The organism is Microcoleus sp. PH2017_08_TRC_O_A (assembly GCF_020738665.1).
GTDB lineage: Bacteria > Cyanobacteriota > Cyanobacteriia > Cyanobacteriales > Microcoleaceae > Microcoleus.
Window position 1 is genome coordinate 1 of sequence record NZ_JAEQCE010000015.1, and the last position, 26,132, is coordinate 26,132.

At 45.8% G+C, this 26,132-nt stretch carries 20 protein-coding genes; 9 read left to right on the forward strand and 11 right to left on the reverse strand.

Annotated features, from left to right (window positions below; genetic code table 11):
* Positions 1-110: 110 nt before the first annotated feature.
* Positions 111-1,505 carry a HEAT repeat domain-containing protein gene (locus JGK22_RS06490; protein ID WP_293312564.1) on the reverse strand — a complete coding sequence of 465 codons (1,395 nt, stop codon included), beginning with the start codon at positions 1,503-1,505 and terminating at the stop codon, positions 111-113.
* 304 nt (positions 1,506-1,809) lie between these two features.
* Here JGK22_RS06490 and JGK22_RS06495 point away from each other — a divergent pair, with 304 nt between their 5' ends.
* Positions 1,810-2,679 (forward strand): lipid kinase, encoded by an 870-nt coding sequence (locus JGK22_RS06495; RefSeq protein WP_293206276.1) that lies wholly within the window; start codon positions 1,810-1,812, stop codon positions 2,677-2,679.
* A 416-nt stretch (positions 2,680-3,095) separates the two neighbouring features.
* On the opposite strand, the gene JGK22_RS06500 is transcribed toward JGK22_RS06495, so the two are convergent.
* The 4 genes from JGK22_RS06500 to hemW all read right to left on the reverse strand — a co-directional run bounded on the left by JGK22_RS06500 (position 3,096) and on the right by hemW (position 7,500).
* A complete protein-coding gene (locus JGK22_RS06500) occupies positions 3,096-4,661 on the reverse strand; it encodes an FAD-binding oxidoreductase (RefSeq protein ID WP_293175115.1) in 1,566 nt (521 codons plus the stop codon).
* A gap of 622 nt (positions 4,662-5,283) precedes the next feature.
* A complete protein-coding gene (locus tag JGK22_RS06505; RefSeq protein WP_293175117.1) occupies positions 5,284-5,550 on the reverse strand; it encodes a DUF1830 domain-containing protein in 267 nt (88 codons plus the stop codon).
* Between the two features lie 121 nt (positions 5,551-5,671).
* Positions 5,672-5,932: a hypothetical protein gene (locus tag JGK22_RS06510; RefSeq protein ID WP_293175119.1), complete on the reverse strand. Its 261-nt coding sequence runs from the start codon at positions 5,930-5,932 to the stop codon at positions 5,672-5,674.
* A gap of 227 nt (positions 5,933-6,159) precedes the next feature.
* Positions 6,160-7,500, reverse strand: coding sequence for a radical SAM family heme chaperone HemW (gene hemW, locus JGK22_RS06515; protein ID WP_293175121.1), 1,341 nt, complete (start codon positions 7,498-7,500; stop codon positions 6,160-6,162).
* Between the two features lie 378 nt (positions 7,501-7,878).
* Between hemW and JGK22_RS06520 the strand changes: the two genes are divergently transcribed.
* Entirely contained in the window at positions 7,879-8,961 is a 1,083-nt protein-coding gene (locus JGK22_RS06520; protein WP_293175123.1) for a PIN/TRAM domain-containing protein, read from the forward strand.
* Positions 8,962-8,973: 12 nt separating this feature from the next.
* Positions 8,974-9,168: a hypothetical protein gene (locus JGK22_RS06525; RefSeq protein ID WP_293175125.1), complete on the forward strand. Its 195-nt coding sequence runs from the start codon at positions 8,974-8,976 to the stop codon at positions 9,166-9,168.
* A gap of 74 nt (positions 9,169-9,242) precedes the next feature.
* On the opposite strand, the gene JGK22_RS06530 is transcribed toward JGK22_RS06525, so the two are convergent.
* Together JGK22_RS06530 and JGK22_RS06535 are read right to left on the reverse strand one after the other, a co-directional pair.
* Positions 9,243-9,812 (reverse strand): Uma2 family endonuclease, encoded by a 570-nt coding sequence (locus JGK22_RS06530; RefSeq protein WP_293175127.1) that lies wholly within the window; start codon positions 9,810-9,812, stop codon positions 9,243-9,245.
* 512 nt (positions 9,813-10,324) lie between these two features.
* Entirely contained in the window at positions 10,325-10,453 is a 129-nt protein-coding gene (locus JGK22_RS06535) for a hypothetical protein (protein WP_293175129.1), read from the reverse strand.
* 190 nt (positions 10,454-10,643) lie between these two features.
* On the opposite strand from JGK22_RS06535, the gene JGK22_RS06540 reads away from it, so the two are divergent.
* Positions 10,644-12,023, forward strand: coding sequence for an MBOAT family O-acyltransferase (locus JGK22_RS06540; protein ID WP_293175131.1), 1,380 nt, complete (start codon positions 10,644-10,646; stop codon positions 12,021-12,023).
* 15 nt (positions 12,024-12,038) lie between these two features.
* A complete protein-coding gene (locus JGK22_RS06545; protein WP_293175133.1) occupies positions 12,039-13,157 on the forward strand; it encodes a GDSL-type esterase/lipase family protein in 1,119 nt (372 codons plus the stop codon).
* 283 nt (positions 13,158-13,440) lie between these two features.
* On the opposite strand, the gene JGK22_RS06550 is transcribed toward JGK22_RS06545, so the two are convergent.
* The gene (locus JGK22_RS06550) at positions 13,441-15,645 is read right to left on the reverse strand and encodes a Tex family protein (RefSeq protein WP_293312566.1); all 2,205 of its coding nucleotides are present in this window, start codon (positions 15,643-15,645) and stop codon (positions 13,441-13,443) included.
* A gap of 197 nt (positions 15,646-15,842) precedes the next feature.
* Between JGK22_RS06550 and JGK22_RS06555 the strand changes: the two genes are divergently transcribed.
* Positions 15,843-16,679 (forward strand): Uma2 family endonuclease, encoded by an 837-nt coding sequence (locus JGK22_RS06555; RefSeq protein WP_293175137.1) that lies wholly within the window; start codon positions 15,843-15,845, stop codon positions 16,677-16,679.
* 399 nt (positions 16,680-17,078) lie between these two features.
* Here JGK22_RS06555 and JGK22_RS06560 read toward each other — a convergent pair whose 3' ends face one another.
* The 3 genes from JGK22_RS06560 to JGK22_RS06570 form a co-directional block, all read right to left on the reverse strand.
* Positions 17,079-18,056, reverse strand: coding sequence for a class II fructose-bisphosphate aldolase (locus JGK22_RS06560; RefSeq protein WP_293206272.1), 978 nt, complete (start codon positions 18,054-18,056; stop codon positions 17,079-17,081).
* Positions 18,057-18,309: 253 nt separating this feature from the next.
* On the reverse strand, positions 18,310-19,044 hold the full coding sequence (locus tag JGK22_RS06565; RefSeq protein WP_293175141.1) for a phosphoadenylyl-sulfate reductase: 735 nt from the start codon (positions 19,042-19,044) through the stop codon (positions 18,310-18,312).
* 346 nt (positions 19,045-19,390) lie between these two features.
* Positions 19,391-20,878 carry an EH signature domain-containing protein gene (locus JGK22_RS06570; RefSeq protein WP_293191491.1) on the reverse strand — a complete coding sequence of 496 codons (1,488 nt, stop codon included), beginning with the start codon at positions 20,876-20,878 and terminating at the stop codon, positions 19,391-19,393.
* 507 nt (positions 20,879-21,385) lie between these two features.
* Here JGK22_RS06570 and JGK22_RS06575 point away from each other — a divergent pair.
* The 3 genes from JGK22_RS06575 (at position 21,386) to JGK22_RS06585 (ending at position 25,997) form a co-directional block, all read left to right on the forward strand.
* Positions 21,386-21,601: a hypothetical protein gene (locus tag JGK22_RS06575; protein WP_293206270.1), complete on the forward strand. Its 216-nt coding sequence runs from the start codon at positions 21,386-21,388 to the stop codon at positions 21,599-21,601.
* A gap of 255 nt (positions 21,602-21,856) precedes the next feature.
* Positions 21,857-22,942, forward strand: coding sequence for a glycosyltransferase family 4 protein (locus JGK22_RS06580; RefSeq protein WP_293312568.1), 1,086 nt, complete (start codon positions 21,857-21,859; stop codon positions 22,940-22,942).
* A 676-nt stretch (positions 22,943-23,618) separates the two neighbouring features.
* Entirely contained in the window at positions 23,619-25,997 is a 2,379-nt protein-coding gene (locus JGK22_RS06585) for an amylo-alpha-1,6-glucosidase (protein WP_293191489.1), read from the forward strand.
* The last annotated feature ends 135 nt before the right edge of the window (positions 25,998-26,132 follow it).

The following is a 26,132-nucleotide window of genomic DNA, read 5'->3' on the forward strand; positions in this document are numbered from 1 at the left end:
TGTAAGGCTAACACTGCATAATTTCAGCCCAAAAGCGTTTGGCTTCCAAGTTTTCACAACTGATAAAAAAATCCGACCCACATCTGCGGAATGTGGGCTACTATTGCATCCTAATTCTCTTGCCATTCTTGCAGGGCGATCGCAATTCCCTGTTTTAATCTGGGTTCGAGACTTGGACGATCGACTAAACTTGCTAATTGCTGCCGAACCTCTCCCCCACCCAGCCGTTTGAGTGCTGATAAACTATGCAGTCTGACGCTGTTATCGGCATCTGCCAACAGTTGAATCAACACATCTACCGCTCTGATATCTCCTAATTGTCCTAACGCTAAAGCCAAAGATTGTTTGATTTGGGAAGACTGCACCGCGGGATGATTGCCCTCTAGCAAATCGATCGCAATTTCAGCAGCCTTGGCTTTTAATTCCGGCTTTTCCACTCGCCCCAAAACAGTGACAATCTCTTGACAAACAGCAGGATTCATGTTTTGAATTAATCGGTGTTCGCCGACAATTGGAATTGCAGAATTACTTGTCAATCCCTCGCCTTCCAAATCATCAGCCGATCGCCAGATCAGCGCTTTTTGCAAATATTCTAAACCGGCAGCGGTTTCGCTCCAGCCGAGGGCGCGCACAGTTTCGATTTGCAATTCAAGGGGAGTTGCGGGCGATCGCAACAATTCAAATAAAGCTGCCGCCGCAGCATCGGTTTTCAGTCGCCCAATTGCGATCGCCGCCTCCTGACAAACTTCTAAACGGATATCCCAAAGCAAAGGTTTGAGCAACTTAACTAAATCTAATTCTGCATCTAAATAGGCGCGCACCCCAAGAGCCCGCACCGCTTCCTTTCTGACTGCTGTCGCCGGATCTTTGAGTGCACCTACCAGTACCGACGGAATCCGAGAGTCGTGAAAACTACTCAACGCCTCAATAGCGCAAGCACGCACCGCAACTTGAGAATCCGTGACTACACTCAACAGCGGTGGGATAATTTCGGGGCGCCGAATTTGGGCGAGGGCTGCTGTAGCAAACTGTCGCGAGTCTGCTTGTTGTAGGAGAGTTGTCAGGGATTCGATCGCACTCGTGCCGAAATTTCCTAGAGTTTCCGCCGCAATTTGGCTCAATTCTTCATCAGAATTTTCGATTAATTTTACTAAAGCTTGCATCACTTCCGGGCGATTCCCTTTGGGATAGCTAGGCTTCACGAACTTTCCGAGGATGCGGGCGGCAAACCACCGGGGCTCTGTATCTGCATCTTCGTCTTCAAGCAAGGCGATTAAAGGTGCGATCGCGCCATTTCCCAGATTGGGTAATACCTTAGCAATTTCCCAGCGGTCTTGAAAATCCCCCCATTTTAAGGCTGCGATTGCTAAACTGACAGCCTTTTCTAAAATATGTTCTTCCGGCTGCTGACTACCGTTTGCTGTCAATTGCTGCAAGCATTCAACTAAAAGAGGCCAGTTTTGGCGATCGGCAGCAGCTTGCGCTTGTTCTAAAATATTCGACATGATTTTAATTTAGCTTCAAGAAGGTAGATGACAGCTAGCGCAGAATGCGAGAGACTTTTCAGCAATCTTTTGCTACAATTATCAATTATTTAAGATTAATGTCAATCCATCACCATGGGTAAAATGTAATTAAAGCATTAAATTCATGCACTTAAGTCATCCACCTGTTAAATTCTTAATTTGAAAAACCAAAATCGCAGTTGAGTACAGCTTTTAGACAACCCAGATAAAAACAACCACACCCAACCATGACCTAATTATTTTTCCCAATTCCCAATTCCCAATTCCCAATTCCCAATTATTCATGAAAAAAGCTCTCCTTTTAGTAAACCAGCACTCCCGCAAAGGGCAAAATTTATTATCTCAAGCCACTGTAAAATTACAAGCACTTGGTTTTGATTTAATTGTCGAATCAACCAACCGCGCCGATGAAATTTCCGACACAATTCGGCGCCACCAAAATCAAGTCGAATTAGTAATAATCGGCGGAGGCGACGGCACACTCAACTGCGCCATCGAAGGATTGATCGACACTAAATTACCCTTAGGTATTTTGCCCATGGGAACTGCTAACGATTTAGCCCGCACTCTCGAAATTCCAACAGATTTATCCGCAGCTTGTCAATTAATTGCCAGCGGTAAAGTTCGGCTCATAGACTTAGGTTGGGTGAACGGCCAGCATTTTTTTAACGTAGCTAGTTTAGGATTGAGCGTGCAAATTACCCAGAGACTTACTAAAGACGTGAAACAGCGGTGGGGAGTTTTAGCTTATGCTTTTACCGCCTTACAAACAATCTGGGAATCGCGACCATTTAGAGCCGAAATTAAAGTAAACAACCAATCTTTTCATGTGAAAACCATTCAAATTGCGATCGGCAACGGCCGCTATTACGGCGGTGGCATGACAGTTGCCGAAGATGCCACCATCGACGACAGGCGGCTGGATTTGTATAGTTTAGAGACAAAAAATTGGTGGGAAATCATTGCTTTGCTGCCAGCGATGAGGCAAGGAAATCATAACAGTTGGCCCAACGTTCGCGCCTTGCACGCTCAAGAAATTGAGATCAATACTAGCAAGCGCCGTCCGATTAATACCGACGGTGAAATTACCACTCAAACGCCTGCAAAATTCCGAGTGATTCCCCAAGCTTTGGCCGTTATCGCTCCTGCATAACTGATAACTCATATATCAGTAACGGGCAAGATGCCCGTTCCACAAAAGATTAATTTAATACCAATTTTTCAGAAGAATGCAACAGTATTCTTGTCCCCCCCCTTAGCAAGGGGGGGCTAGGGGGGGGTCAAAGAGTGTTGCACAATTTTAGATAATTGGTATAACTTCCAGGCTAAGCGCCCGGTAATATCATATCCGCTCGATTACCATAGTAAAAAAGGTTCGTAGTGAGGACTTTATTCCTTAATAGAAGAAGGACTAAAGTCCTCACTACAAACCCAGTTTTATTGTCATCAGACAAATTAGGTACGTAGTTGCGCTTCAGCGCTCTTTCCTAATATTATAAAGAGCGCTGAAGCGCAACTACGTACCTTCGCCCAAAGGAAAGTGCTTACTACGAATAAAAATACTGAGAATTAATAATCGCCTCCAGCGCCGTATTTCCAGGCTTCAACTAATCGGTGAAAATAGTATTGCTGTTGGGTTCCTAAATTTTTTACCTGCGGTTCTACCGCTTTCCCTAAAGGCTGTAATCCTGTATAAATCCCTAAATTCACATAATGAACCATCCAATCGAGCAAATTAGCTATCCCCACCTGCGGGATAATTTTCATCACCAATCCCGGATGGCTGATTGCAGTTTTAAACAAAGTTTGCGACAAAGCCGGAAACAGCACGATATCCTGAAGAAACGGCTTGAGCACTGGTTCTCCCAATTCTTCCATTATCCCAAATACAGCAGCCAAAAGTTGATTGATTTGATTGGGGTCTATTTTCTGATTGATCGCAGCACTCATCGAACGCTGAAACAACCAAGTAACTGATAGATTTGGTTGATACGGTTGCAAAAGTGCCAGGGAATTTTTGTCTAGACTTTCGCTGGTTAAAGCTTCGTCAATTCCGAGAGTCAAGCGTTTGAGGTGGCGCACCATTGCCCCGAAACCGCCGAAGCTGAGGGGCGATTGGCTGCCGCTGCTGTCTCCGACTGGAAGTATCCGATTCCAAGGCATTTTTAGAGGGCTTTGGCGGTAGCAGGGAAAGAATCCGTAGAGTGCTCTTTGGAATTTTAACTGTTCGAGTTCGACGTTTTGATATTCGGGAAGCAAGCGCAAATAGTCTTCAAATAATGTTTCTAAACTAAATCTTTTTGTGTCGGCGTCTATATAGGTAAATAAGTAAGTCGTGCGCCCGTCTCTGGCGGGAAATGCTTCCCAAAAATATTGGCACTGATTTTGCATTGGGGTGAAGGATGCAAATATATCGCCAGTGTCATTTTTGGGGTATCCTTGGGCACAACTGCCGACTACTAAACATACGGCGTCGGGTTTTTTGCCTTGTCTTGCCTGACGGACAATGGGCGAAAAATATCCCATTGCGTCTAATAATAATCTGGTTGTAAATGAAGTGTTGACATTTGGTGAATCGGTATTTTCTGATTCTACTATAACTCCGTTGGGGTGAATTGTTGCTGTTTTAAATGGTGTATTTTCAAATAGTTTTCCTCCGAAATGGAGAAATTTATGTTTGAGGGTTTCGAGGAGGTAAATAGGGTCGATGCCGATGTTGAGTACGTCGCGAATCCAGATGTCAGGGGTGTTGGTAAAGCTGATGCGGGCTGGGTTGTATTCGGTGGCAATTGCTTTGTCTATTTCTTCAACTGAAAGCAAGTTTAGTTCTAAGAATGCGTCTAATTCTTTGCGTGAAATGTTCCATTCTTGTTCGCGCCCTCGCAGGATGCCGCGTTCGAGTAAGGCTACTCGCCAACCGCGTACTGCTAAGGCTGTACCGATTAATATTCCTAGGGTTCCGCCGCTGATAACTATGTCGAAGTCGAGGGTTTCTAGGGGTTGTTGGCTGTGTTTGACGGCTGCGGGTGTTGGGGCGGTGTTTTGTTTGAGGTTTTCCCAGAGTCGATCGACCTTTCGCAGGCCTCCAAGGGCGTCTCCCGGCACTTGGGAGAGAATTTTTTCGGTGAGGGACATGGGATTTTAATATTTAAGAGCGGTTAATTTTATATAATTTAGCTTAGAATCTGGTCTGCATTTAAATTTAAGTTTTGGGCGGGTTCTCCGACCCACCCCACAAGAGTTCCCGAGGGAGCATCTCAGTTTTGCATTTACAGTGCGAGCGTCCCCGCTCGCGTGCTTTTATACGCACGCGAGCGGGGACGCTCGCACTGTGAAGAAAAAATGCTTCTTGCAAAACTGAGATGCTCCCGTTCCCGATCGGTAGGGTGCGTCAATCGATTTTAGATTTTAGATTTTAGAGGCGACCCACGGATAAATTCGGGGGCTTGATGATTTTCGATTTGGGATTGATTCCACGGATAAATCACGTGGCGGGTACCACCTGTGAAATTCTTGGTCAGCTAGGATGATTTTGGCGACAAACCAACCATCTCAGACTGAGGTAAGCTGTTGCGGCATTTAAACTGTATGTCAAGAAATAATCTAAGTCTTGTGGGATGGGCTTCTAGCCCGTCCCGAATATGCAATGTTTATTTGCACGACAGCTTATCCCCGGAATCAATGGTGCGTCAGCATGAGACTTTCTGTGGTGATTGAAAATGTCACACCTGACGCACCCTACTATTTGTTATATGATTTAATCAGGTGCGCTTAATTCTTCAACTCGCAGTCGATCGCACAAAATTCGCTCGCACACAATAGCACCCGTCTCGGCACTCCTGCAAACTTCTAACTGAGCGGACGGGAGCGCTTCAAACAAAAAACGTTCTCCCGGAAACACCGTCCGCTCAAAATACCAATTCGGAATATTTGTAATCCGAGCAATTTGCATTTGGCTAGTAGTATTGAGATACCAACACAAAATACGCGCATCACGTTCCGAAATTACCTGAGTAAGTGTCATATTCATGTTTTTAACTTGTTTGTGAAATTGTGCAAGGTATCTGTCACCAGCCTCAGTCTAATATATATCCGCTCGCCTGTCAAAATCAAATTTTCCCGACATTCTTTAGATTAATTAATAATTAATTAATAAATGTCCCTGAGGAAATAGTGGCGCCTTCCACCTGTTCCCAAGAAGGTGCAAAAGGTGGCAGTGCTAAAGTGCAAGATTTCCATCCTCCTCGCACTGGTGCGCCTAACAATTGACAGTGACCCACGGCACCTCTTTGCATCTTGTAGTGACCGCAAAATTTACACTTAGAAGTTTGATTGCAGCCGCGATCGCTAATTACCCGATTGGGATTGCTGTGAATGTTGTGGCGTTCGAGAGTCAGGGTTTCCATCAAGATCTTTTTTAAATCGTCACTCTCAAGTATGACAGCCGGATTTCAGTCGTCGCGTCTATCTCAAGGCTTAGTTCGTTACTTAAGTTTTATTAAGGATCGATATAAAACACATTATTTTTGACATTATAAACCCAGGGAGCAATTTAATTTTCTGATTGTCGAATTGCTGGGTGTGGCTGGACGGGCGATCGCCTTAGCGCTGTGTATACTTCCTCAGACATAAGCTAATTATCCTCTTCTAACTTGCTGAACAAGTCGGCTAAAATTGTATTAGAAAACAAAAAACCTTCGGGATCGCTCAATCTCAAATTTCCCGAAAGGAGCAGTTTTTCACCTTCGGCTAAAGTGGCGATCGCCCCAGCATTCACAATTTCCACCAATCCCTGCCGCCAGTAGGGCTGCAAGCAATGCCAAATTTTATCAACCGTTTGCTGAGTAAACTTTTCAGTCAGCGCCGACAGGCTAACCCCTTCTGCCAAACGCAAACCTAGCATCAGCGTTTCTAACAAAACGTCATTGTCTGAGACTTGAAAATTGGGTTCAATTGCTGGGTGAATATCGGTCTGGGTCTCCCCCCCCAGTTGGGCGGTAGCAGCAGAAGTTGTCTCGGAAAGATTTCGCACCCACTGATAATATTCTTGAGTTTTGCGAGGCCTTGTCAACCTCCGGCCTTCCACATAACTCGCCGCCCCCATCCCCAAGCCGTAATAAGGGCGATTTTCCCAATAAACGCGGTTGTGCTGACACTGATAGCCTGGCCTAGCATAATTGGAAATTTCGTAATGTTCGTAGCCAGCATCAGTCAGAATTTCCTGCGCTAAACGGTACATTTGAGCAGCAGTTTCATCGGCTGGTAGCGGCTGGGAACCTGCTTCAAAATATCGCCCGAAAGCTGTTAAGGGCTCAACAATTAAGTCATAACTCGACAGGTGAGTCGGGCTAATTGCTACCGCTGATTTTAGGGAAGCTTCCCATTGTTCTAAGGTTTGGTGCGGCAGTCCAGAAATGAGGTCTAAACTGAAATTGACAATCCCAGCCGATCGCACTATTTCTACTGATTCCAAAATTTCTGCCACCGAGTGCGATCGCCCGCAAGCTTGCAGCAATTCATCCTGAAAAGCTTGCACTCCCAAACTAACTCGATTTACTCCCGCTGCGGCATATCCCCGCAACTGTTCTAAAGTAAACGTTCCAGGGTCAATTTCTATTGAAATTTCTGCCCCAGCAGCAATGCCAAATTTGCCGTCGATAGTTTCTAAAATATGGCTCAATTGACTGACAGAAAGCAGCGAAGGCGTGCCACCACCAAAAAAAACTGTCTTTAGAGATGTACCTAAATTTGGAGTTTCTGCAATTTCTTGACACAGTACGGCAACGTATTGGACAATTGTGCCGGAATTTTCGCCATTTTTGCGATCGCCCACCACAAAAACCGGAAAGTCGCAGTAGTAACAGCGGCGGCGACAAAAAGGTACGTGCAGGTAAGCCGAACTGGGAATGCCGGAATTTGCCACCTGCCCACTTTTTGGGAATTCAAATGTTAAATAATCTGTGGTAGGGTTCATTACATTTCCAGCTAAAAGTGCAACTTCAAATCTAAAGTTTTAATTAAACCGTTATAAATAATTATGTATATTGTGACATTTTCTTAGCAATAACGCACTGCGAACGATCTGCTATTCTAGCTTAATCTCCTAGCGATGGCGATCGGCAGTAATTCCCGAACAGGTTGCAGGGCGGTCTATTCGCACCTCGTGTCTGCCCGTGAAGGGGCGCGCTCAATGCCGTGAAGCAGGGGTAGCATATCCCCCTGCACGGTACTGGCGCGAAATATAAGTTCATAAAAATTGGTAAGTAAAGATAGCGATATCCGACCGCAACCACGAAAAAACTATCAGCACTAGAAAGATATAATATAAACACATTCATTAACCTAGAACTAAATGCTAGACGCAATCATAATTATCTCATTCATAATTGCAGGCGGAGGAATCGGCTATTACGGAGTCGAGCTCCTGCCAAACAACCTGCTGGAGCAAGTTACAAATATACAAGGCCTAAGTTCGGTACTGGGCTCGTTTGGAGCATTAATCGGCTTCGTGTTGGGATTAGTCGCTCAAACAACGTACCGGCGGTTAGAAAAGCAAGTCCGGGATATGCCGGTGGAAATGCTGCTGACACGGGCGATCGGCTTAATCATCGGGCTGCTAGTCGCCAACTTAATGCTGGCTCCGCTGTTCCTGCTGCCAATTCCCCGCGAGTTCGGCTTCATCAAACCCCTAGTCGCAGTATTGGGAAGCGTCATGTTCGGCTTCACAGGCGTCAGTTTGACAGACACCCACGGCCGCGCTTTCCTGCGACTGATCAACCCCAAAAGCTTAGACACCACAGTGTTGATAGGCGAAGGTAATTTCAAGCCAACAAGTGCCAAAGTTGTCGATACAAGCTGCATTATTGACGGCCGGATTGAAAACCTGCTAGAAACAGGCTTCCTCGAAGGTCAAATTATCATCCCGCAATTCGTGCTGCAAGAACTGCAACTGGTAGCTGATTCCGCTAACGATCAAAAGCGAGTGCGCGGGCGCCGCGGCTTAGATGTACTCAACCGCATCAAAGAAACATATCCAGAACGGATTCAAATTCACTCGGCTGACTACGAAGAGATTGCCACAGTCGATGCTAAATTAGTCCGATTCGCTTTGGATATCGACGGCATTTTGCTCACCAACGATTACAACTTGTCGAAAGTAGCTACCGTTCAAAAACTGCCCGTTTTAAATATCAACGATTTGACTCATGCAGTGCGCCCGACTTATTTGCCGGGAGATACGATCGAACTAAAAATCCGCAAAGAAGGCAAAGAACCGTCTCAGGGAATCGGTTACTTGGATGACGGCACAATGGTTGTCGTAGAAGCAGGTAGCAGCTACGTCGGCGCCGAAGCCCGAGTCGTAGTTACTAGCGCCTTGCAAACTAGCGCGGGCCGCATGATTTTTGCCCGCCCTCAAGAGTCCGTTATTGCTTGAAACTGAGAAACAATGGCCAGAGGAATTAGGGTTAAATATTGCGATCGCTGTTCCCAATCTGCCCCGACTCTCTACCGCGCCCGGTATGACGAGTCGGGGCAGTGGTTTTTTCTGTGCCTTAAATGTTGGGAATCGGTAAGTAAAAACAATCCTTTTTACTTCTACGGCGGCACTTGGAAAGCCAGCAAGAAAAAATCAAGTTTGTAGTGAGGACTTTAGTCCGCTCTCTGCCGTTTAGTCAATCAGGACTTTAGTCCGAACGATCGAACAATTTTGATGAACTAGAGTAGTATCGCATCTTCATACAAAGCCTCGATCGCACAGCTAAAATTAACGCTCGCCAACTGAACGTCTTGCCCTTCACTGTAAGGATAAAGCACCCACAAACCCTCTGCATTCCGGCGAAAACACTCTACACTAACTCTTTCTTGATTGATTAATACATACTCTTGCAAACTTTCGGAAGTACGGTAATCGGCAAACTTTTCGCCTCTGTCAAAAGCCGCTGTTGTCGGCGATAAAACTTCCACAATTAAGCGCGGGTAGATAATGAAATCTTCAGCAGTATTACTGTCCCGTTCATCGCAAGTCACCGCTACATCGGGATAGTAATAACAATTTGCTGCCTCAATCCGAACTTTTATGTCTGCCATGTAAGGTATACAGCCACTTCCCCGAAGATGGTTTCTCAAAAGTACAGATACGTTCCCCATAATAATGACATGAGCTTTGCTTGCCCCTGCTTTTGCATAGACTTTTCCTTGTCTGTACTCGTGTTTGATGGGGCTGACTTTCTCGCCTGCTAAATAGTCTTCGGGGGAGACGTAGGTGTCGCTTTTACTTGCAACCATATAATTTTGAGGTGGGTGAGGATTACACAATTATAGCTCGTCGATGCGCGATCGCTCAGAATACCAGGCGGTTGAAACGGCGTCTGTACAAACTCTCATCCCAACCCAGAGGGGTTGAAGAGCGGTTAAAATTAGCAGAAAGAATTAGTTGAAAGCCTATCCCTTATAAGGAGAAATAAAAAGAAAACTATTTATTACTCCAATCCTCTTCCTTCTAGGTCAACTGATGTCCTAGGTTAACCATTCGACTACGTTCACGGCAAGCTGTCAACTGTCAACTGTAGACAAGATTGCATAAGTCTTCGATCGATCCTGCAACCGCAGATGTCAGACAGATAAACACAGGTAAACGCAGATAATTTCAGGGTGTTTTCCGATTTTTGCAAGAGGTCTTGTCAACTGTCAACTGTCAACTGTCAACTGTCAACTGAGTCCCTCCCTCGGGCATCATTTGACCCTTTGGTGATTTGCACCGCAGTCTGCTCTTTTAAAAATGTCAGAGAACATTCTTATCAAGAATAATAGCAATTCTCAATAAATCGTAAAGTTTTATACTCTCCGTTCGGACGCTGCACGTTACCAAAAATAATTGGTTGCAAGCCCCAAGCCCTTGAGGGAGAAATTAAAATCAGACTATTCATTACTCCAATCCTCGGACTTAAGGGTAGAGGTCACTCTCAAACTGTCAACTGTCAACTGTCAACTGTCAACTGTCAACTGTTAAAGCGTCTTTGGGGTTTGTTACGAAAAATAAATGTTCCAATCATTGACAACTGCTATCTCTATAGATACGATTCACTTAGCGATCGCTAAAATTTCAGATTTCAAAAAATGCTGTTTAACTCCACATTATTTTTGGTCTTTTTGGTGGTGGTGGTGTATGTCTATTACTTGCTGACACCGCAATACCGACGTTGGTTTTTGTTATTCGCTAGCTACTGCTTTTATTGGGTGTGGAGCGTACCGTACTCGCTCCTAATGGTTTTATATACCCTGCTAGCTTATACAACAGCTCGCATTATAGAGTCATCAACTAAAAACAGAGATAAAACTACTGCCTTAATTGGTTTTTTGGTTGTAGTTATAAGCACTCTATGCGTTTTCAAATACGCAAACTTCTTCTCGGCTTCGGCACACTCCCTGTTTGGATTTTATCCTTGGCCTAAACTAAATCTACTATTACCTCTGGGTATTTCTTTTTACACATTCCAGACGATCAGTTACATAGTCGATGTCTACAAGGGCGTTACACCTGCCCAAAAGTCATTTCTCGACCTAGCACTGTACGTCATTTTCTTCCCTAATCTGGTTGCTGGCCCGATCGTCCGCGCCAAGACTCTCATGCCCCAGTTGACGTGCGAGTCACCGGTAGACTGGCTTGGGATCCGCAGTGGCATTGCCCAAATCATCTGGGGGATGCTGAAAAAAGTTTATATAGCTGACCCGATGGCATCAATTACCAGTGAGGCGTTTAGTGGGCCCCAGAGCGTTTCCGGGTTGGGGTTGTTACTAGCTACGTTCGCCTTTACAGTTCAAGTCTACTGCGACTTTTCTGGTTATTCAGATATGGCGATCGGTTCTGCCCGTCTATTCGGAATAGAACTGCCGAAAAATTTTGACAAGCCTTATATGGCCTACAGCATTACTGATTTCTGGCGCCGCTGGCACATTTCACTGTCAAATTGGCTGCGCGACTATCTTTACATTCCCCTGGGTGGCAACCGGCAGGGCCAACTCCGTACCTATGGAAACTTAATGATCACTATGCTGCTGGGAGGGCTCTGGCACGGTGCTGGATGGAACTGGGTTGCTTGGGGAGGTTTGCAAGGGGCAATGCTGTCAATGGAAAGAGCGTTTGGACTCTCCTCTGCACCTAAGTCGAAAGCCAGTTATTTCCTGCACTGGCTGTTGACCTTTTTTGTGATTTGTACTTCTTGGGTACTCTTTGCATCATCTGATTTGAACAGTGCGGGTGTGGTATTTCAGCGGATATTGACTTTTGCTGATGGCCGGATACCTATTGACTATCGCCCGATATTCTACCTGGCGCTAGTTTTGCTAATTCAATGGGGGGATGTGAAGCAACGATGGATGAGCTGGGCTCAGCTACACCCAAATTTGCTCAAGTGGATTGTTTGTACGATCGCAATTGCGCTGATATTTACCTTTGCCGGCGCCTCAAGTTCAAATTTCATTTACTTCCAGTTCTAATCGGATCGATCAGTTATGCTCCCAATATTTAATGACCAAGCACTTTCCCATATAAAAACCGCATTTCGCCGCACGACCGTAGACTTGTCAAAGCTATTGTTAGCAGCTTTATTATTGGAAGGAATGCTGCAAGTTATTGCTCCTGAGTACAAAAATAACGTTTACGATCGCGAATTTACAGGAGGTCGTCCCATCGCGATGAGCAGTGCGGGAAATCGCGGCCCCCTGCTGCCGGTTCAGAAACCCCCTGGCGAAGTGCGAATCCTCGGGATGGGGGATTCAACAACATTTGGGACTGGGATTGGTGCAGAAGATACTTGGCCAGCTCAACTAGCAACTGTTTTTCAGAAAAATGGTGCCAAAGCAACCTATATCAACAGCGCTATAGAAGGTTATACGGTCAAAGAAATTAACTATGTTTATCGCAACCAGTGGTCGGCCTACAAACCAGATATAGTAGTGCTGGCTGTAGACAACAACATGGTCTCAATGACGTGGTTTCGCCGCGAGGACAAAGGTGCACCGAAAAACCCCTATCTAGATCCTGCCCCTCAATCCAAACTGGACAATTTTAAAAACGGATTAAAACAAGTTACTCACGTCTTAGCTTCTCCTTCCTGGCTGAGAATCAACTCCCAAAAATGCTTGTACTTGCTAGGTTTATCAAATAACAACATCAACCCGGAAGTTCCTTTGGGCGCAACGGTAGCCTCTGGCTGGAAGCAGGCTAATGTGCCTCCAGATCTCCCCGAACGCGTTTGGAAGCAGTTTGAAGAAGATTTGAGCGTACTCCGAGACTCCGTTGCTGCTGACGGTCGATCGCTCGTTGTAGTTTACTTACCTGCTCGCTTTATTGCTTTTGACGGTTTTTTTGACAACGAGCAGCGAGTGCCAAAAAATCGGCTGACTATCGACGCGGGTAAGAGACTTGGGGAAATTAGTCAGTCACTCGGTGTAGCCTATCTCGATGGTACGGAACCAGTTCGTCGGGGTCGATCGCAAATTGCCGAAAAAGAAGGTCGTTCTGCTCCGATGTACATTAAGTTTGATAGTGTCCACCTTGATAAAGACGGCAATCAAGCTGTTGCTGAAGGGTTGTTCGATCTCGTTGGCAAATCTGAAAAAGCTCGATAAAATCTGTCTGTCGTGTGGATACCATATCCGGTAGATTACTATAACAAAAAGGGTTCGTAGTGCGGACTTCAGTCCGCAGTCTAAGGAATGAGAATTAAATAACTTCCACAAGTTTGTGGTGTGGGCGGGAGAGCCGCCCTTTTTGAACGGGCGGGACGCCCATCCCACAATAACAATTAAAATTGTAAGTTATTTAATTTGCGATCCTAAGAGCGGACTGAAGTCCGCACTACGAACTTTATTTATTGGGGTTAATCGATCGCACACGATACGATCGCTAGTTTTAACGCCGGCGCGGGGCGGGAAGCCTCGCGCTATTTGACGGTTGCGGTTTTTCTTGCAGCTTCATGGTCAAACTCACCCGCTTTAACTTTTCATTCACCTCCAAAACCCGCACTTTCACAACTTGTCCGACTTTCACAACCTGTTTCGGATCGTCCACGAAGCGATCGGCTAATTGAGAAACATGAACCAAACCATCTTGGTGAACTCCCACATCAACAAAGGCCCCAAAGTTAGCTACATTCGTGATAATGCCTTCCAATTCCATCCCAACTAGCAAATCGGAGATTTCGTTAATTCCGGCTTGGAAAGTAGCATATTTAAACTCGGCGCGCGGGTCTCTTCCGGGTTTTTCTAGTTCGGAAATAATGTCTCGGAGTGTTGGTTCTCCGACTTTCTCGGTCACATATTTCTTGATATCTACAGTCTTGACTTTTGCCGATATTTGTGTTATTTCGGTCAGCGGCAAACTTAAATCTTTGGCGATCGCCTGGACAACAGGATAACTTTCAGGATGAACTGCTGTATTATCCAGCGGGTTTTCGCCGCCGCGAATGCGGAGAAATCCGGCTGCTTGTTCAAAAGCTTTTGGCCCGAGTTTGGGAACTTTCAGGAGTTGGCGGCGATTTTTAAAGGCGCCGTTTTCGTTGCGGTAATTGACGATATTTTTGGCAACTGTTGCTGTCATTCCCGATACAAAGGTCAGCAGTTCTTTCGAGGCTGTGTTTAAGTCAACTCCGACGTAGTTAACGCAGCTTTCGACTGTTTCGTCGAGTTTCTTTTTGAGCAGTTTTTGGTCAACGTCGTGTTGATATTGACCGACTCCGATCGATTTCGGGTCTATTTTGACAAGTTCGGCTAAAGGATCTTGTAAACGCCTACCGATGCTGACTGCGCCGCGAATTGTGATGTCGAGATCTGGAAATTCGGCGATCGCCACATCACTCGCTGAATAAATCGATGCGCCGGATTCGTTCACCATAACTTTAATCGGTTTTTTGTCCATATCTGCCAAAACTTCCGACACAAAGTCGTCGGTTTCGCGGGAAGCTGTACCGTTGCCGATCGCGATTAATTCAATTTTATATTTTTCCAGCAAATGCTTGACAATTTTACCAGCTTGTTGTCTCTGGCCTGCGGCTTGGTGGGGGAAAATGGCTTGATATTCCAAAAACTGCCCGGTTTCGTCGAGGGCGGAAACTTTGCACCCGGTGCGAAATCCCGGATCGATCGCGAGTGTGGGCTTCATGCCCGCCGGCGCCGACAGCAGCAACTCGCGGAGGTTGGTTTCAAAGGTGGTGATGGACTCGATATCAGCCTCTGCTTTGTGGTGCGATCGCACTTCCGTCATCAGCGAAGTCTTCATCAGGCGGTTGAAAGCGTCCTTCAAGGTCGATCGATAAAACTCCTTAACTTCAGGTATCCTAGTTTTAATTTCCTGAGATTCCAAATAAGCCATCACCGCCGATTCATCAAAGGCTAAATCTAAATCTAAAACCCCCTCCGTTTCCCCGCGGAAGAGCGCCAACATATTGTGCGACTGAACATTTCTCGCTGCAATTTGGTAACTGCGGTACATTTCAAATTTCGTACTTCCTTCCGGGAAATCATCTTTAATTTTCGAGACAAAAACCCCCGTCTTCATTAAAAAATCTCGCAAATAAGCTCGGTATTCAGCTTTTTCGGAAATTGCTTCCGCCAAAATATCCCCAGCACCTTTGACAGCTTCTTCTGTTGTCTTCACTCCCTTTTCTTCCGAAATATATTTAGCTGCTTCCGCTTCGATATCGGCTGGTTTAGCAGTCGGCAAATTCAGACACTTAATAAAAATTGCCAGCGGTTCTAAACCTTTTTCTCTAGCAATTGTCGCCCGCGTCCGCCGCTTGGGTTTGTAAGGCAGATAAAGGTCTTCGAGTTCATTTTTTTGCAAGCACGACTCAATTTTGGCTTGCAATTCGGCCGTAAGTTTGCCCTGGGAGGCGATCGTCTCTAAAATCGACTTTTTGCGGTCTTCAATTTCCGTCAAATAGGTGAAGCGATCGGAAATATCCCGCAACTGAATTTCGTTCAGCAAATCGGTGCGTTCTTTGCGGTAGCGGGCAATAAACGGAATAGTTGCGCCCTCCGCAAAAAGTTCCAGAGCATTATTGACTTGAGAAAGATTGATGGAAAGTTCTTGAGCAATCAGTTGAGGAATGTTGAGCATAGTACAGAAGTTTGAGTCAATTACTGGCAGTTAATAAAATATTTATGAGTTCCGCGAATTAATAGGAAAATGAACCGCAGAGGCGCAGAGGACACAGAGGAGGAAATGAGATCAATAAGACTTTGAGAAGGTTTGCTGGAACGCCTTAGCAGTATTAAAATGATGTTAGCATAAATGCAGTCATTTCTCAATATTATATGTTTCCTTTTAAATATCCAGTGCCGCAAAGCGATCCGCCGCGATCGCCCAGAGAAACGCTGCCGACGATGTACGATTTACCTAGCGAAGATTCGGAGGAACCTGGGAAGCCAGACGAATTTCACGATTGGCAGCCGCAGTTGTTAACCCTGGCGTTTCGCCCTCGCAATTATCAGGCTTCTGAGATATTTAGCGGCACTGACATGAACCTTTATTATGACGTGCAGCACCCTCTGTGGCACAAACGCCCCGATTGGTTTGGAGTTGTGGGAGTTCCGAGACTGTACGATGGATCTGAACTGCGGATGAGTTACGTTACTTGGCAGGAAGGCGTGAATCCTTTTGTAATTGTGGAACTGCTTTCACCGGGAACCGAAAAAGAAGATTTAGGTGCAAATATCGATGACGAAAATTCAGGAAATCAGCCGAATGCTGCGGGTAACGGGCAAGTTTTACAGGCCCAGACAAATGAGAAACCGCCCAGTAAATGGGAGGTTTACGAGCAGATTTTGCGGGTTCCTGTTTATGCTGTTTTCAGCCGCTATACTAACAGGTTGCGAGTATTTGTATTGAATGCCGGACACTATCAAGAATTAGAATTATCTGACTCGCGAGTCTGGATTCCGGATCTAGGTTTGGGCTTGGGTTTGTGGCAAGGGGAGTTTCAGGGAATCGATCGCCTGTGGTTGCGCTGGTATGATGTTGATGGCAACTGGATTCTGACTGAAGCGGAACAGCAACGGCAGCGCGCTGAGTCAGCGGAAGCTCAATTGCAGTCTTTGATTCAGCGGTTGCGGGAATCTGGCATCGATCCCGATCGATTTTTAAACCGTTAGAAAAACGGCGGTTGAAACCAGGTTTACACAAACGAAGTCCGCCTCCGTTTTTAAACCGTTAGAAAAGACGGCGGTTGAAACCGCGTCTACACAAACAAAGTCCGCCTCCGCGGACTGAAGAAGATCGCGTAAGTTTAACCCAATATGCTTGGAATTAAGCTATTTCAACCGCCCGGTTTTCTTCAACCTGCGGAGGCACGTGAGTGTTTGTGTAAACCTGGTTTCAACCGCCCGGTTTTCTATTTCAACCGCCCGGTTTTCTTCAACCTGCGGAGGCAGGTTTTGTCTGTGTAGAAGCGGTTTCAACCGCCCGGTTTTCTTCAACCTGCGGAGGCAGGTTTTGTCTGTGTAGACGCGGTTTGAACCGCCCGGTTTTTCATTTGAACCGCCCGGTTTTCTTCAACCTGCGGAGGCAGGTTTTGTCTGTGTAGACGCGGTTTGAACCGCCCGGTTTTTCATTTGAACCGCCCGATTTTCTTGTTTCTTGCTGACACTATTTGCCGTAAATCCTTCCGCGTAAGGAGATTGATGCAAATAAGCCTTACGAGCAGAACCAAAAAGTTGCAACTTACCCGCAATCACCGATCGCATAGCAGCGATCGCCTTTTCCATAACTTCCAACAAATCCGGATCGGACAAAGAATTGCTAGTTTTCAACACATCCATATAAGCATCGCGAACTTCCGTATTTACATTAAACTTAGACACACCTAATTTAATAGATTGATTAATCATCGATTCCGGCAAACCGCTAGCGCCGTGCAACACTAACGGCACCGAAACAGAAGCCCGGATTTTTGCCAAACGCGGAAAATCGAGTTTCGGTTCGCTGAAATATTTACCGTGAACGTTGCCAATTGTTACCGCTAAAAAATCCACCTTAGTTGCTGCAATAAACTCTACAGCTTCCACCGGATCGGTCATCTTGGCCGCTTTTTCTTCAATTGTCAAACCGTCCTCCGTGCCGCTAATTCTGCCGATTTCCGCTTCAACTACCGCACCGTTAGCGTGGGATAACTCAGTCATTTCGCGAGTAAATATCAAGTTTTGTTCGTAAGACAAAGGAGAACCGTCAGCCATGATGGACTTGATACCGGCGGCGAGGGCGAGGTGAATGTCTTTTTCTGAGGTGCTGTGATCTAAGTGTACTGCGATCGGCACGGAGGACTTGCGCGCTGCTTCCATGCAAAGCGCAACTAAAGGCGATTTTCCGTATTTGAGGGCGCTGGGGTGAAGTTGCAGCATCGCAGGACTTTGCAGCGCTTCGGCGGCATCGATGACGGCTTTTACTCCTTCGAGATTGTACACGTTAAAAGCGCCGATCGCGTAAGCATTTCTCCGGGCTGTGTTCAGCAATTCGCTAGTTGAGGCGAGCATAAGTACCTGGCTTAAAAACTTTTCCGTTGTCAGTTGTCAGTTGTCAGTTGTCAGTTGTTAGTTGTTAGTTGTCATCAGTCCTCAGTCATTAGTTAGGGAGCATCTCATTTTTGTAAAAAGCATTTTTTCTTTGAGTGCGAGCTTAAGAGCTCGCGAGTATTGTACAGCTCGCGAGCGGGGACAGCACTATAATAAATGCAAAACTGAGATGCTCCCATTAGTTAACTGTCAACTGTCAACTGTCAACTGTCAACTATTTTTGTGCATTACCAGCGTGCAAACCGCACTCTTTCATCGTCGATTCTTCCCACCACCAACGACCTTCGCGTTCGTGTTGGTTTGGCAATACAGGTTTCGTACAAGGTTCGCAACCAATGCTGACAAAACCGCGTTCGTGCAACTTATTGTAAGGCACTTCCAAAGCGCGAATGTATTCCCAAACCTCTGCCGAAGACCAGTTTGCTAAGGGGTTGAATTTAATTAATTCATGGTCTGGAGTTGAAAAAGCACCGTCAACTTCAATCACCGGAATACCGTTGCGGGTACTGGGACTTTGGTCTTTGCGCTGACCGGTAATCCAAGCATCGAGAGTATTTAATTTGCGGCGAAGCGGCTTGACTTTCCGCACGCCACAGCATTCTTTGTGGCCGTCTTCATAAAAACTAAACAATCCCTTTTCATCTACTAGGGCTTGTACTTCTGCTGAATCGGGAAACATTACTTCTAATTTAATGCCGTAATGTTTTCTAACTCGCTCCAGAAACTCATAGGTTTCTGAGTGCAACCGTCCCGTGTCTAGGGTGAAAACGCGGAAGTTTTTGGTAATTTTTGATGCCATGTCGATCAGAACTACATCTTCGGCACCGCTGAAAGAGATTGAAATATTGTCAAAATTGTCTAGGGCAAATTTGAGAATTTCTCGCGGTGTTTTTTGACTGTATTCTGCTTCCAGGGCGGCTATGTTGAGATTCTTCTGAGTGGCAACCATATTTTTGCGCGATCGGTGTTCTTTTTTTCTAACTCTTGATTATAGCCGATCGCAGTATCTTTCTCACCGATGAATCGCACGCTAGATCAAAAACGCATCCACAGCTTGAACCGAGCAGCCGTAGAGAGGAAAAAGGTTGAGACTTGACAGCGGTATCGCCCCCAACGTCCCTCGCTAAAATTTTTCGGACTGCAAGTCTCGCACGAGGAGATGAATGCGGTGCAAAATTTTACGGTACAACCACGCTCAAACATTTGATGTCATCTCATCTTTTTTGTGCGCTTAAGTAATACTAAACTGAGATTCTCCCGATTCAACTATTACTTTAGATAGTATTGGCAACTGACTATTTGCTCTCTGCTGCCAAACTTTCCATTTCTTTCTGCCACTTTTTCAATAAAACTTCCCGCTCTTTTTGTTCCTGAGGTTCCGGCATTCTCAAGCCATTTGTAGAATCATATTTGCCGTAATACTGCGACATTCCCTGAAAAGATTTAGTCCCCTCATTGGGCATAATTTTTTTCTGCTTCAGCCACTTTTCGCAAGAACTTTGCCACATGAAAACGCGATCGTGCACTTCGCCACCTAATTTTCTGATGCGCTTAACAGACAGTTCTTTTTTGACAAACAACAGCCGATCGCTCTCTTTGGTACGCTTAATCAACCGAATTTCGGCGCCGGTGCCCCGGAAAAACTCGATCGCGCAATAGCCCTCCAACTGAAAAATGCAAACTTCCGTTGGAGGATTGCCGTCTTCCGGCAAGATATCCACATCAAAGGGCAACTGGTAGCCGATCGCGCTCACAGACGACTGCGGCAACAGCAACCGCACCCGCAGCAGGCGATCGGTATAATTAGCCCAAAAATCCCGGCGCTCCTCCAACTGCTTAATTTCCGCATCAGACAGCCGCAGCATCCGGGCCACCAAATCGATTGTTTTCTGGAAATAACTGTAATTTAGTCCGCCAATCCATCGCCTCAGCGACTCTTGAGCGGGAGCCGAAAGTAACTGCAATTTCGGATAATATTCGTCTCGCACCCACTCAACCAATTTCGGCCGTTGATTTTTGAGAATATCGCTCGAAATTTTAACTAACAACTCTTCAACTGCTGCAAGTTGCGACGCTGGTGGCATTTCCTTCAAGCACCTGAGCAGCCATTCTACACCCGACAAATCGGCAACCTGATTTTTGGCAAAAATTCCGGCAAGGTGTGGCCCGGCGCGATCGACTACGGGGATACTTGCGGGTAACTGAGCTTTTCCTAATAGTTCTACTGGGGTTTTTAGGTATTGCCAAGTCAATTTTGCTAGCTCGTAATCCGGTAAATCGCGGGTCAGTATTTTAATGATTTGTACTGGCAAAGCATCGGTGCCAGTCGCTGTATTGGCAAAGTCGGCAAAGCACTCTACCAAAGCTCGATCGAGGGCGGGAGCATTGCTAGAAACAGGATTTTCTAACTGGTGGCTGTAATGCAGCGCCAAACGCCACAACAACTGCTGTTTCAGGCGCACATTGTTCTGAGCTACCAGCCAAATAGCTTGAGATATTTCTCTGGTGCGATTCCCTACGGGATAGCTTCGCTTCACGGGATTTTTTAGATCCCATTGAGATTTAGCCCAGAGACAATAAGTCCATTCTAGAGGAGTAATACTGTCAGCTCGATCGCTCTCAATATCTGCTATAATTTCTGCCATTTCTCGCAAAACACTTGCTTTCACTTCGGGAACATTTGGCTTGCTTTTCTGTACAAAGCTTCCCGCATTTTTTGTTTTTTCTGGCAGTGGCTGGGTGGGATTTTCCGGTAGTTGAATTTGGCGAAACTGAACGCTCATATTTATAATTTGTTTGCTATAAAGTTGCTGCACTAGCATGATGCAATTTTTGACCAGAAAGAATTGGTTTAAAGGGGAGCATCTCTGTTTTGCGAAAAGCATTTTTTTATTATAGTGCGAGCACGCAAGAGCTCGCGTATTCTACAACTTGCGAGTTCGCGACAGCACTATATTCCAATACGGTTGACTTAACACTATTTATGCGCCGGAGATCCCCCTAAATCCCCCTTAAGAAGGGGGACTTTGAGAGCATTCTTGTCCCACCCCCTACTCCCCTTTTTCAAGGGGGGTTAGGGGGGATCTGTCTTAAGTAAACGGTATTGCACTATATTCCTTCCATGTAGAAGTCACTGTCAACTGTCAACTGTCAACTGTCAACTGTCAACTTTCAACTGTCAACTGTCAACTGTCAACTTTCAACCGACTCTTGTAGAGAAATCTCTCGCAAGTGTGCGATCGATCATAATTGAAAAACCCGGTTGATTGGCTCGCCCGCGCGTCTGTCCTGTGATTGTAATATTTTACACAATTTTCGATATTCAGGGAAGGTACGACTGGGAAAAATCGATCGCTTGCGTGTTATTCTCTCTTTCGGCAGAAGTCAACTCAACTTGTCCGTGCAGCAGTAGCCCTGTGAACTCAAAAAAGAAGAACAAAAGTGCGATCGCCCTACCCGAAAGAATTGGTTTAAAGCCCAAAGCCCGATCGCCCTTGAGAAATTAAAATCAGACTATTCATTACTCCCATCCTCGGACTTCCAGGTAGAGGTCGCACTCAACTGTCAATTATCAACTGTCAACTGTCAACTGAAATCACAATCTCCCTCTCAAGTAGCATAGACTAAATTTGTAAATTGTTATTAAATTTAGTTGTGCGCGACAGTAACTTAAAAGTTAAGAGAAGTTGCTAACACTACCTAGTGTAACAATCCTCAATCGCGTAGGAAATTTTACAGTAAATAAAATTAGAAGGTTTGTGATGAGAATTGCCCAAATTGCCCCCCTGTTCGAGCGAGTTCCGCCCCCAGCTTACGGAGGAATTGAACTGGTGGTCAGCCTCTTGACCGAAGAATTAGTCAGAAGGGGACATGAAGTCACCTTATTTGCCTCCGGCGATTCAATTACTTCTGCTACTTTAGAATCAGTTCACCCCAGAGCGCTGCGTCTCGATCCCACTGTTAAAGAATACGGCATTTACGATATGATGCAACTGAGCAAAGTATATGGAAAAGCCGGAGAATTTGATATCATTCATTCCCACGTAGGCTGCACAGCTTTGTCTTACTCGCACTTAGTAAAAACGCCCACAGTTCACACCCTCCACGGCATTTTTACCCCAGACAACGAGAAGATGTTTAGCTTGGCCCGCACTCAGCCCTATCTAAGTATTTCTAACTCTCAGCGGGAAGATAGATTAAATCTCAACTACGTCGCCACAGTTTATAACGGCATCGATCCGGCGACTTACGAATTTCACCCGCAGCCGGACAATCCTCCTTATTTAGCTTTTCTCGGTCGTATTTCGCCCGAAAAAGGTGCTCATTTAGCCATAGAAATTGCTAAGGCTTCCGGCTGGCATTTAAAGATTGCCGGCAAAGTCGATATTGTCGATCGCGAATATTTCGAGCAAGAAATCAAGCCGCACATTGACGGCAAGCAAATAGAATATTTAGGCGAAGCCAACCACGCCCAAAAAAGCGTGCTGATGGGCGGTGCAGTCGCCACATTATTTCCGATTACTTGGCGCGAACCTTTCGGGTTAGTCATGATTGAGTCCATGGTAACGGGAACGCCCGTAATTGCCATGAAATTAGGCTCGACTTCCGAAGTTATTGTTCACGAAAAAACGGGTTTTCTGTGCGAAAGCGTGGCAGAATGTATCGCCGCCATCGAGCCGGCCCGAGAACTCGATCGCAGCGCTTGTCGCCAACACGCGATCGATCGCTTCAGCGTTAAAACAATGGTCGATGGCTATGAAGCAGTTTACCGACAAATTTTAAAAGAGCGATTTTCTCAAAACGGTCACGCGCATCATTTGACAGAATTAGAACTGCACGGCAGATAGCTGGGCGAGGACAAATTAAACGCAAGGCAGGTTTAGTTATCGAAAATTTACTTACCACATTCAATCAACCGGGTTGTTTTATGGAAACACCCGGTTTTTACCTGAGTTTAATTAATTGTCATTTTAGTTGTCGTAAAACAGGCTCGAACTTTCAGTAGAAGATTCTCAGCAGCAAGAGGAAGAAGGACACGGCATTGCCATGTCCCTAATGTATTTCAGAAGATTAGATAATATTACAAAAGTTTTTTTAATTAATTTTTTGGGACGGGCTAGAAGCCCATCCCACAAGAAAAAAATGTGGGATGGGCTTCTAGCCCGTCCTAGCTATTTTGGGGACGGGCTAGAAGCCCATCCCACAAGAAAAAAATGTGGGATGGGCTTCTAGCCCGTCCTAGCTATTTTTGCAATAAGTCTATTAAAAACTGCTGTATTAGTTGGTCGATATCATGCTGATTTTTTACCGAGCACTTCACTTTTTAGTCCGGATTTAAGAAAAATGAAATTTATTTTAGGAAGTCAACTATTTGCTGGCATCAGTTGAAAAAAAATGGTATGATCTCAATAGTGAAGCATTACATCAGGGTGCTTCGTCTCAAAATTTAATGCCAAAAAGTCAAGAGTCAAAAGCTCAAGAAAATTAAACTTTTGAAAGCTGGGAATCCACTTTTTGTAAACAATGACCGATACCTATGAAATAGAAGGAAAAACATTTGTCGCTGCTGCGGAGTTACCCGTAACCGAGTGGCCTTGCGCGATCGCCGATCGACCTCAACCAACACTCACCCTCAAAGACGATGATTTATTTCTGATTACTGACACCCTCGGCAACATCTCAGGCTGCTTAGAAGACGACAACGTGTCTAGCTTTGGGTTGTTTTGCCACGACACGCGCTTCCTCAGCCGCCTAGAATTGCAAATAGAAGGGCGATCGCCAATTTTGCTCAGCAGCAACGCCGAAAAAGGCTACCTGCAAACAGTTTTATGCTCCAATCCCCGCATTGACGATCGCATCCAGGCAGAAACCATCGGCATCAGGCGAGAAATGGTGCTCAACGGCGGTTTATTTGAAGAAATAGAAATCACCAACTTCACCACAAAACCAGTCAGCTTTGAAATAAGTCTCAGCTTCAGCTCAGATTTCTTAGACTTATTTGAAGTCCGGGGTTACGGCCGCTCCCAGCGCGGGAAACTCCTGCGCCTGATGCCCCAAAAAACCGACGGAGCATCCCCCAGCGAATTTGCAGACAAAGCAGCTTTTCCTGACGCTGCAAACGGCAATAGCCACGGTGAAAATCCGGCAGTAGAAAACCCAAATGTGCCAATTCAAGAATCAGCAAAAAACTCGATCGGCGATCGAGCGATCGCCCCATATCCTTTCTGCGATCTTCAACAAGATTTAACCCTTGCCTACCAAGGTTTAGACGGCTTAGTAATGGAATCTCGGATCGAGTTTTACAACCAGCCACCATCACTGTTTCAGGGGAATACAGCAGTATGGCGCATCTCCCTAAAATCCCACGAAGCAATCAAATTGGGATATCGGCTCAAAATGCTGATCGACGGCAAATCGATCTCCCAAGTTACCACTCCCGTAAACCTAGTTCAAGCCAAAGCAGCGGAACTTTTAGAAGAGCGAGAATGGCTGACCGAAATTACCAGAATTAAGTCAGATAAAAACACCTTTAATCGACTCCTAAAACGCGCCGAACAAGACATTTATTCCCTACGACAAACCTTTGGCAAAGGCAAAGCAATTTCAGCCGGAGTTCCCTGGTTCTCGACATTATTCGGGCGCGACTCCATCATCGCCGCTGCTCAAATCTTAATTCTCGATCCAAGTTTAGCCAGACAAACTCTGACAACCTTAGCTCACTATCAAGGCAAAACCGACGACGATTGGCGCGACGAAGAACCGGGCAAAATACTGCATGAAATTCGCATGGGAGAAATGGCTCGCTGCAACGAAATTCCCCACACTCCCTATTACGGAACAGTCGATGCTACGCCTTTGTGGTTGATGCTTTACGCTGAATATTACGCCTGGACATACGACAGCCAAACTTTAGATCTTTTGTGGCCAAATGCTTTGGCAGCGATGGAATGGATCGATCGCAAATGTGCCGCCACAGGCTACCTCAGCTATTACAAAAAATCCCAGCGCGGCTTAGCAAATCAAGGCTGGAAAGACTCGGGAGATTGCATCGTCAACCGATCGGGCGTCATTGCAGAAGGAGCGATCGCCCTTTGCGAAGTCCAAGCCTACGTTTACGCTGCCAAAACCAGGCTGGCAGAGATTGCCCGCATCAAGAAACGCATCGATTTATGCGATCGCTGGCTAGAAGAAGCAAAAGACCTAAAAACCCGATTCAACCGCGATTTTTGGATCGAAGATTTAGATTATTGCGCCCTAGCATTAGACGGCCAAGGCAAACCTGTAGACAGCATTTCATCAAATCCGGGACACTGTTTGCACCTCGGCATTTTGTCGCGAGAAAAAGCTCGCAGCGTAGCTGAAAGATTGCAAGCCCTAGATATGTTTAGCGGTTGGGGAATTCGCACCCTATCCTCCTTATCTCCCGCCTACAATCCCATAGGCTACCACACAGGCTCAGTCTGGCCGCACGACAACGCTTTGACAGCTATGGGATTGCGATCGCTCGGCCGAGTCGAACAAGCCCTAGAAGTAGCTCAAGGCTTATTTGACATGACTTTGCTGCAACCCTACGAGCGTCCCCCCGAACTTTTTTGCGGCTACGAGCGCAACAGCCAGAGCGATCGCCCCGTGCAGTATCCTGTAGCTTGCTCGCCCCAAGCTTGGGCAACTGGCAGCATTTTTCAACTGTTGCAAATGATGTTAAATTTAGTTCCCGATGCCCCTAACAACCAACTGCGAATTATCGATCCAGCCTTACCAGAATCGATTAATAAGTTGTCGCTAAACAACTTAAGGATAGGCTCAACTTTGCTAGATTTGGAATTTGAGAGATCTGGTTCCTCAACCGCTTGTCGGGTGATGAAAAAACGCGGCAATTTGCGAGTAATTATCGAAGCTTAAATGCGGCTAAGGATCGCAAATTAAATAACTTACAATTTTAATTGTTATTGTGGGGTGGGCGGGAGATCCCGCCCTTTTTGGACGGGCTCTCCCGCCCACCCCACAAACTTGTGTAAGTTATTTAATTCTCATTCT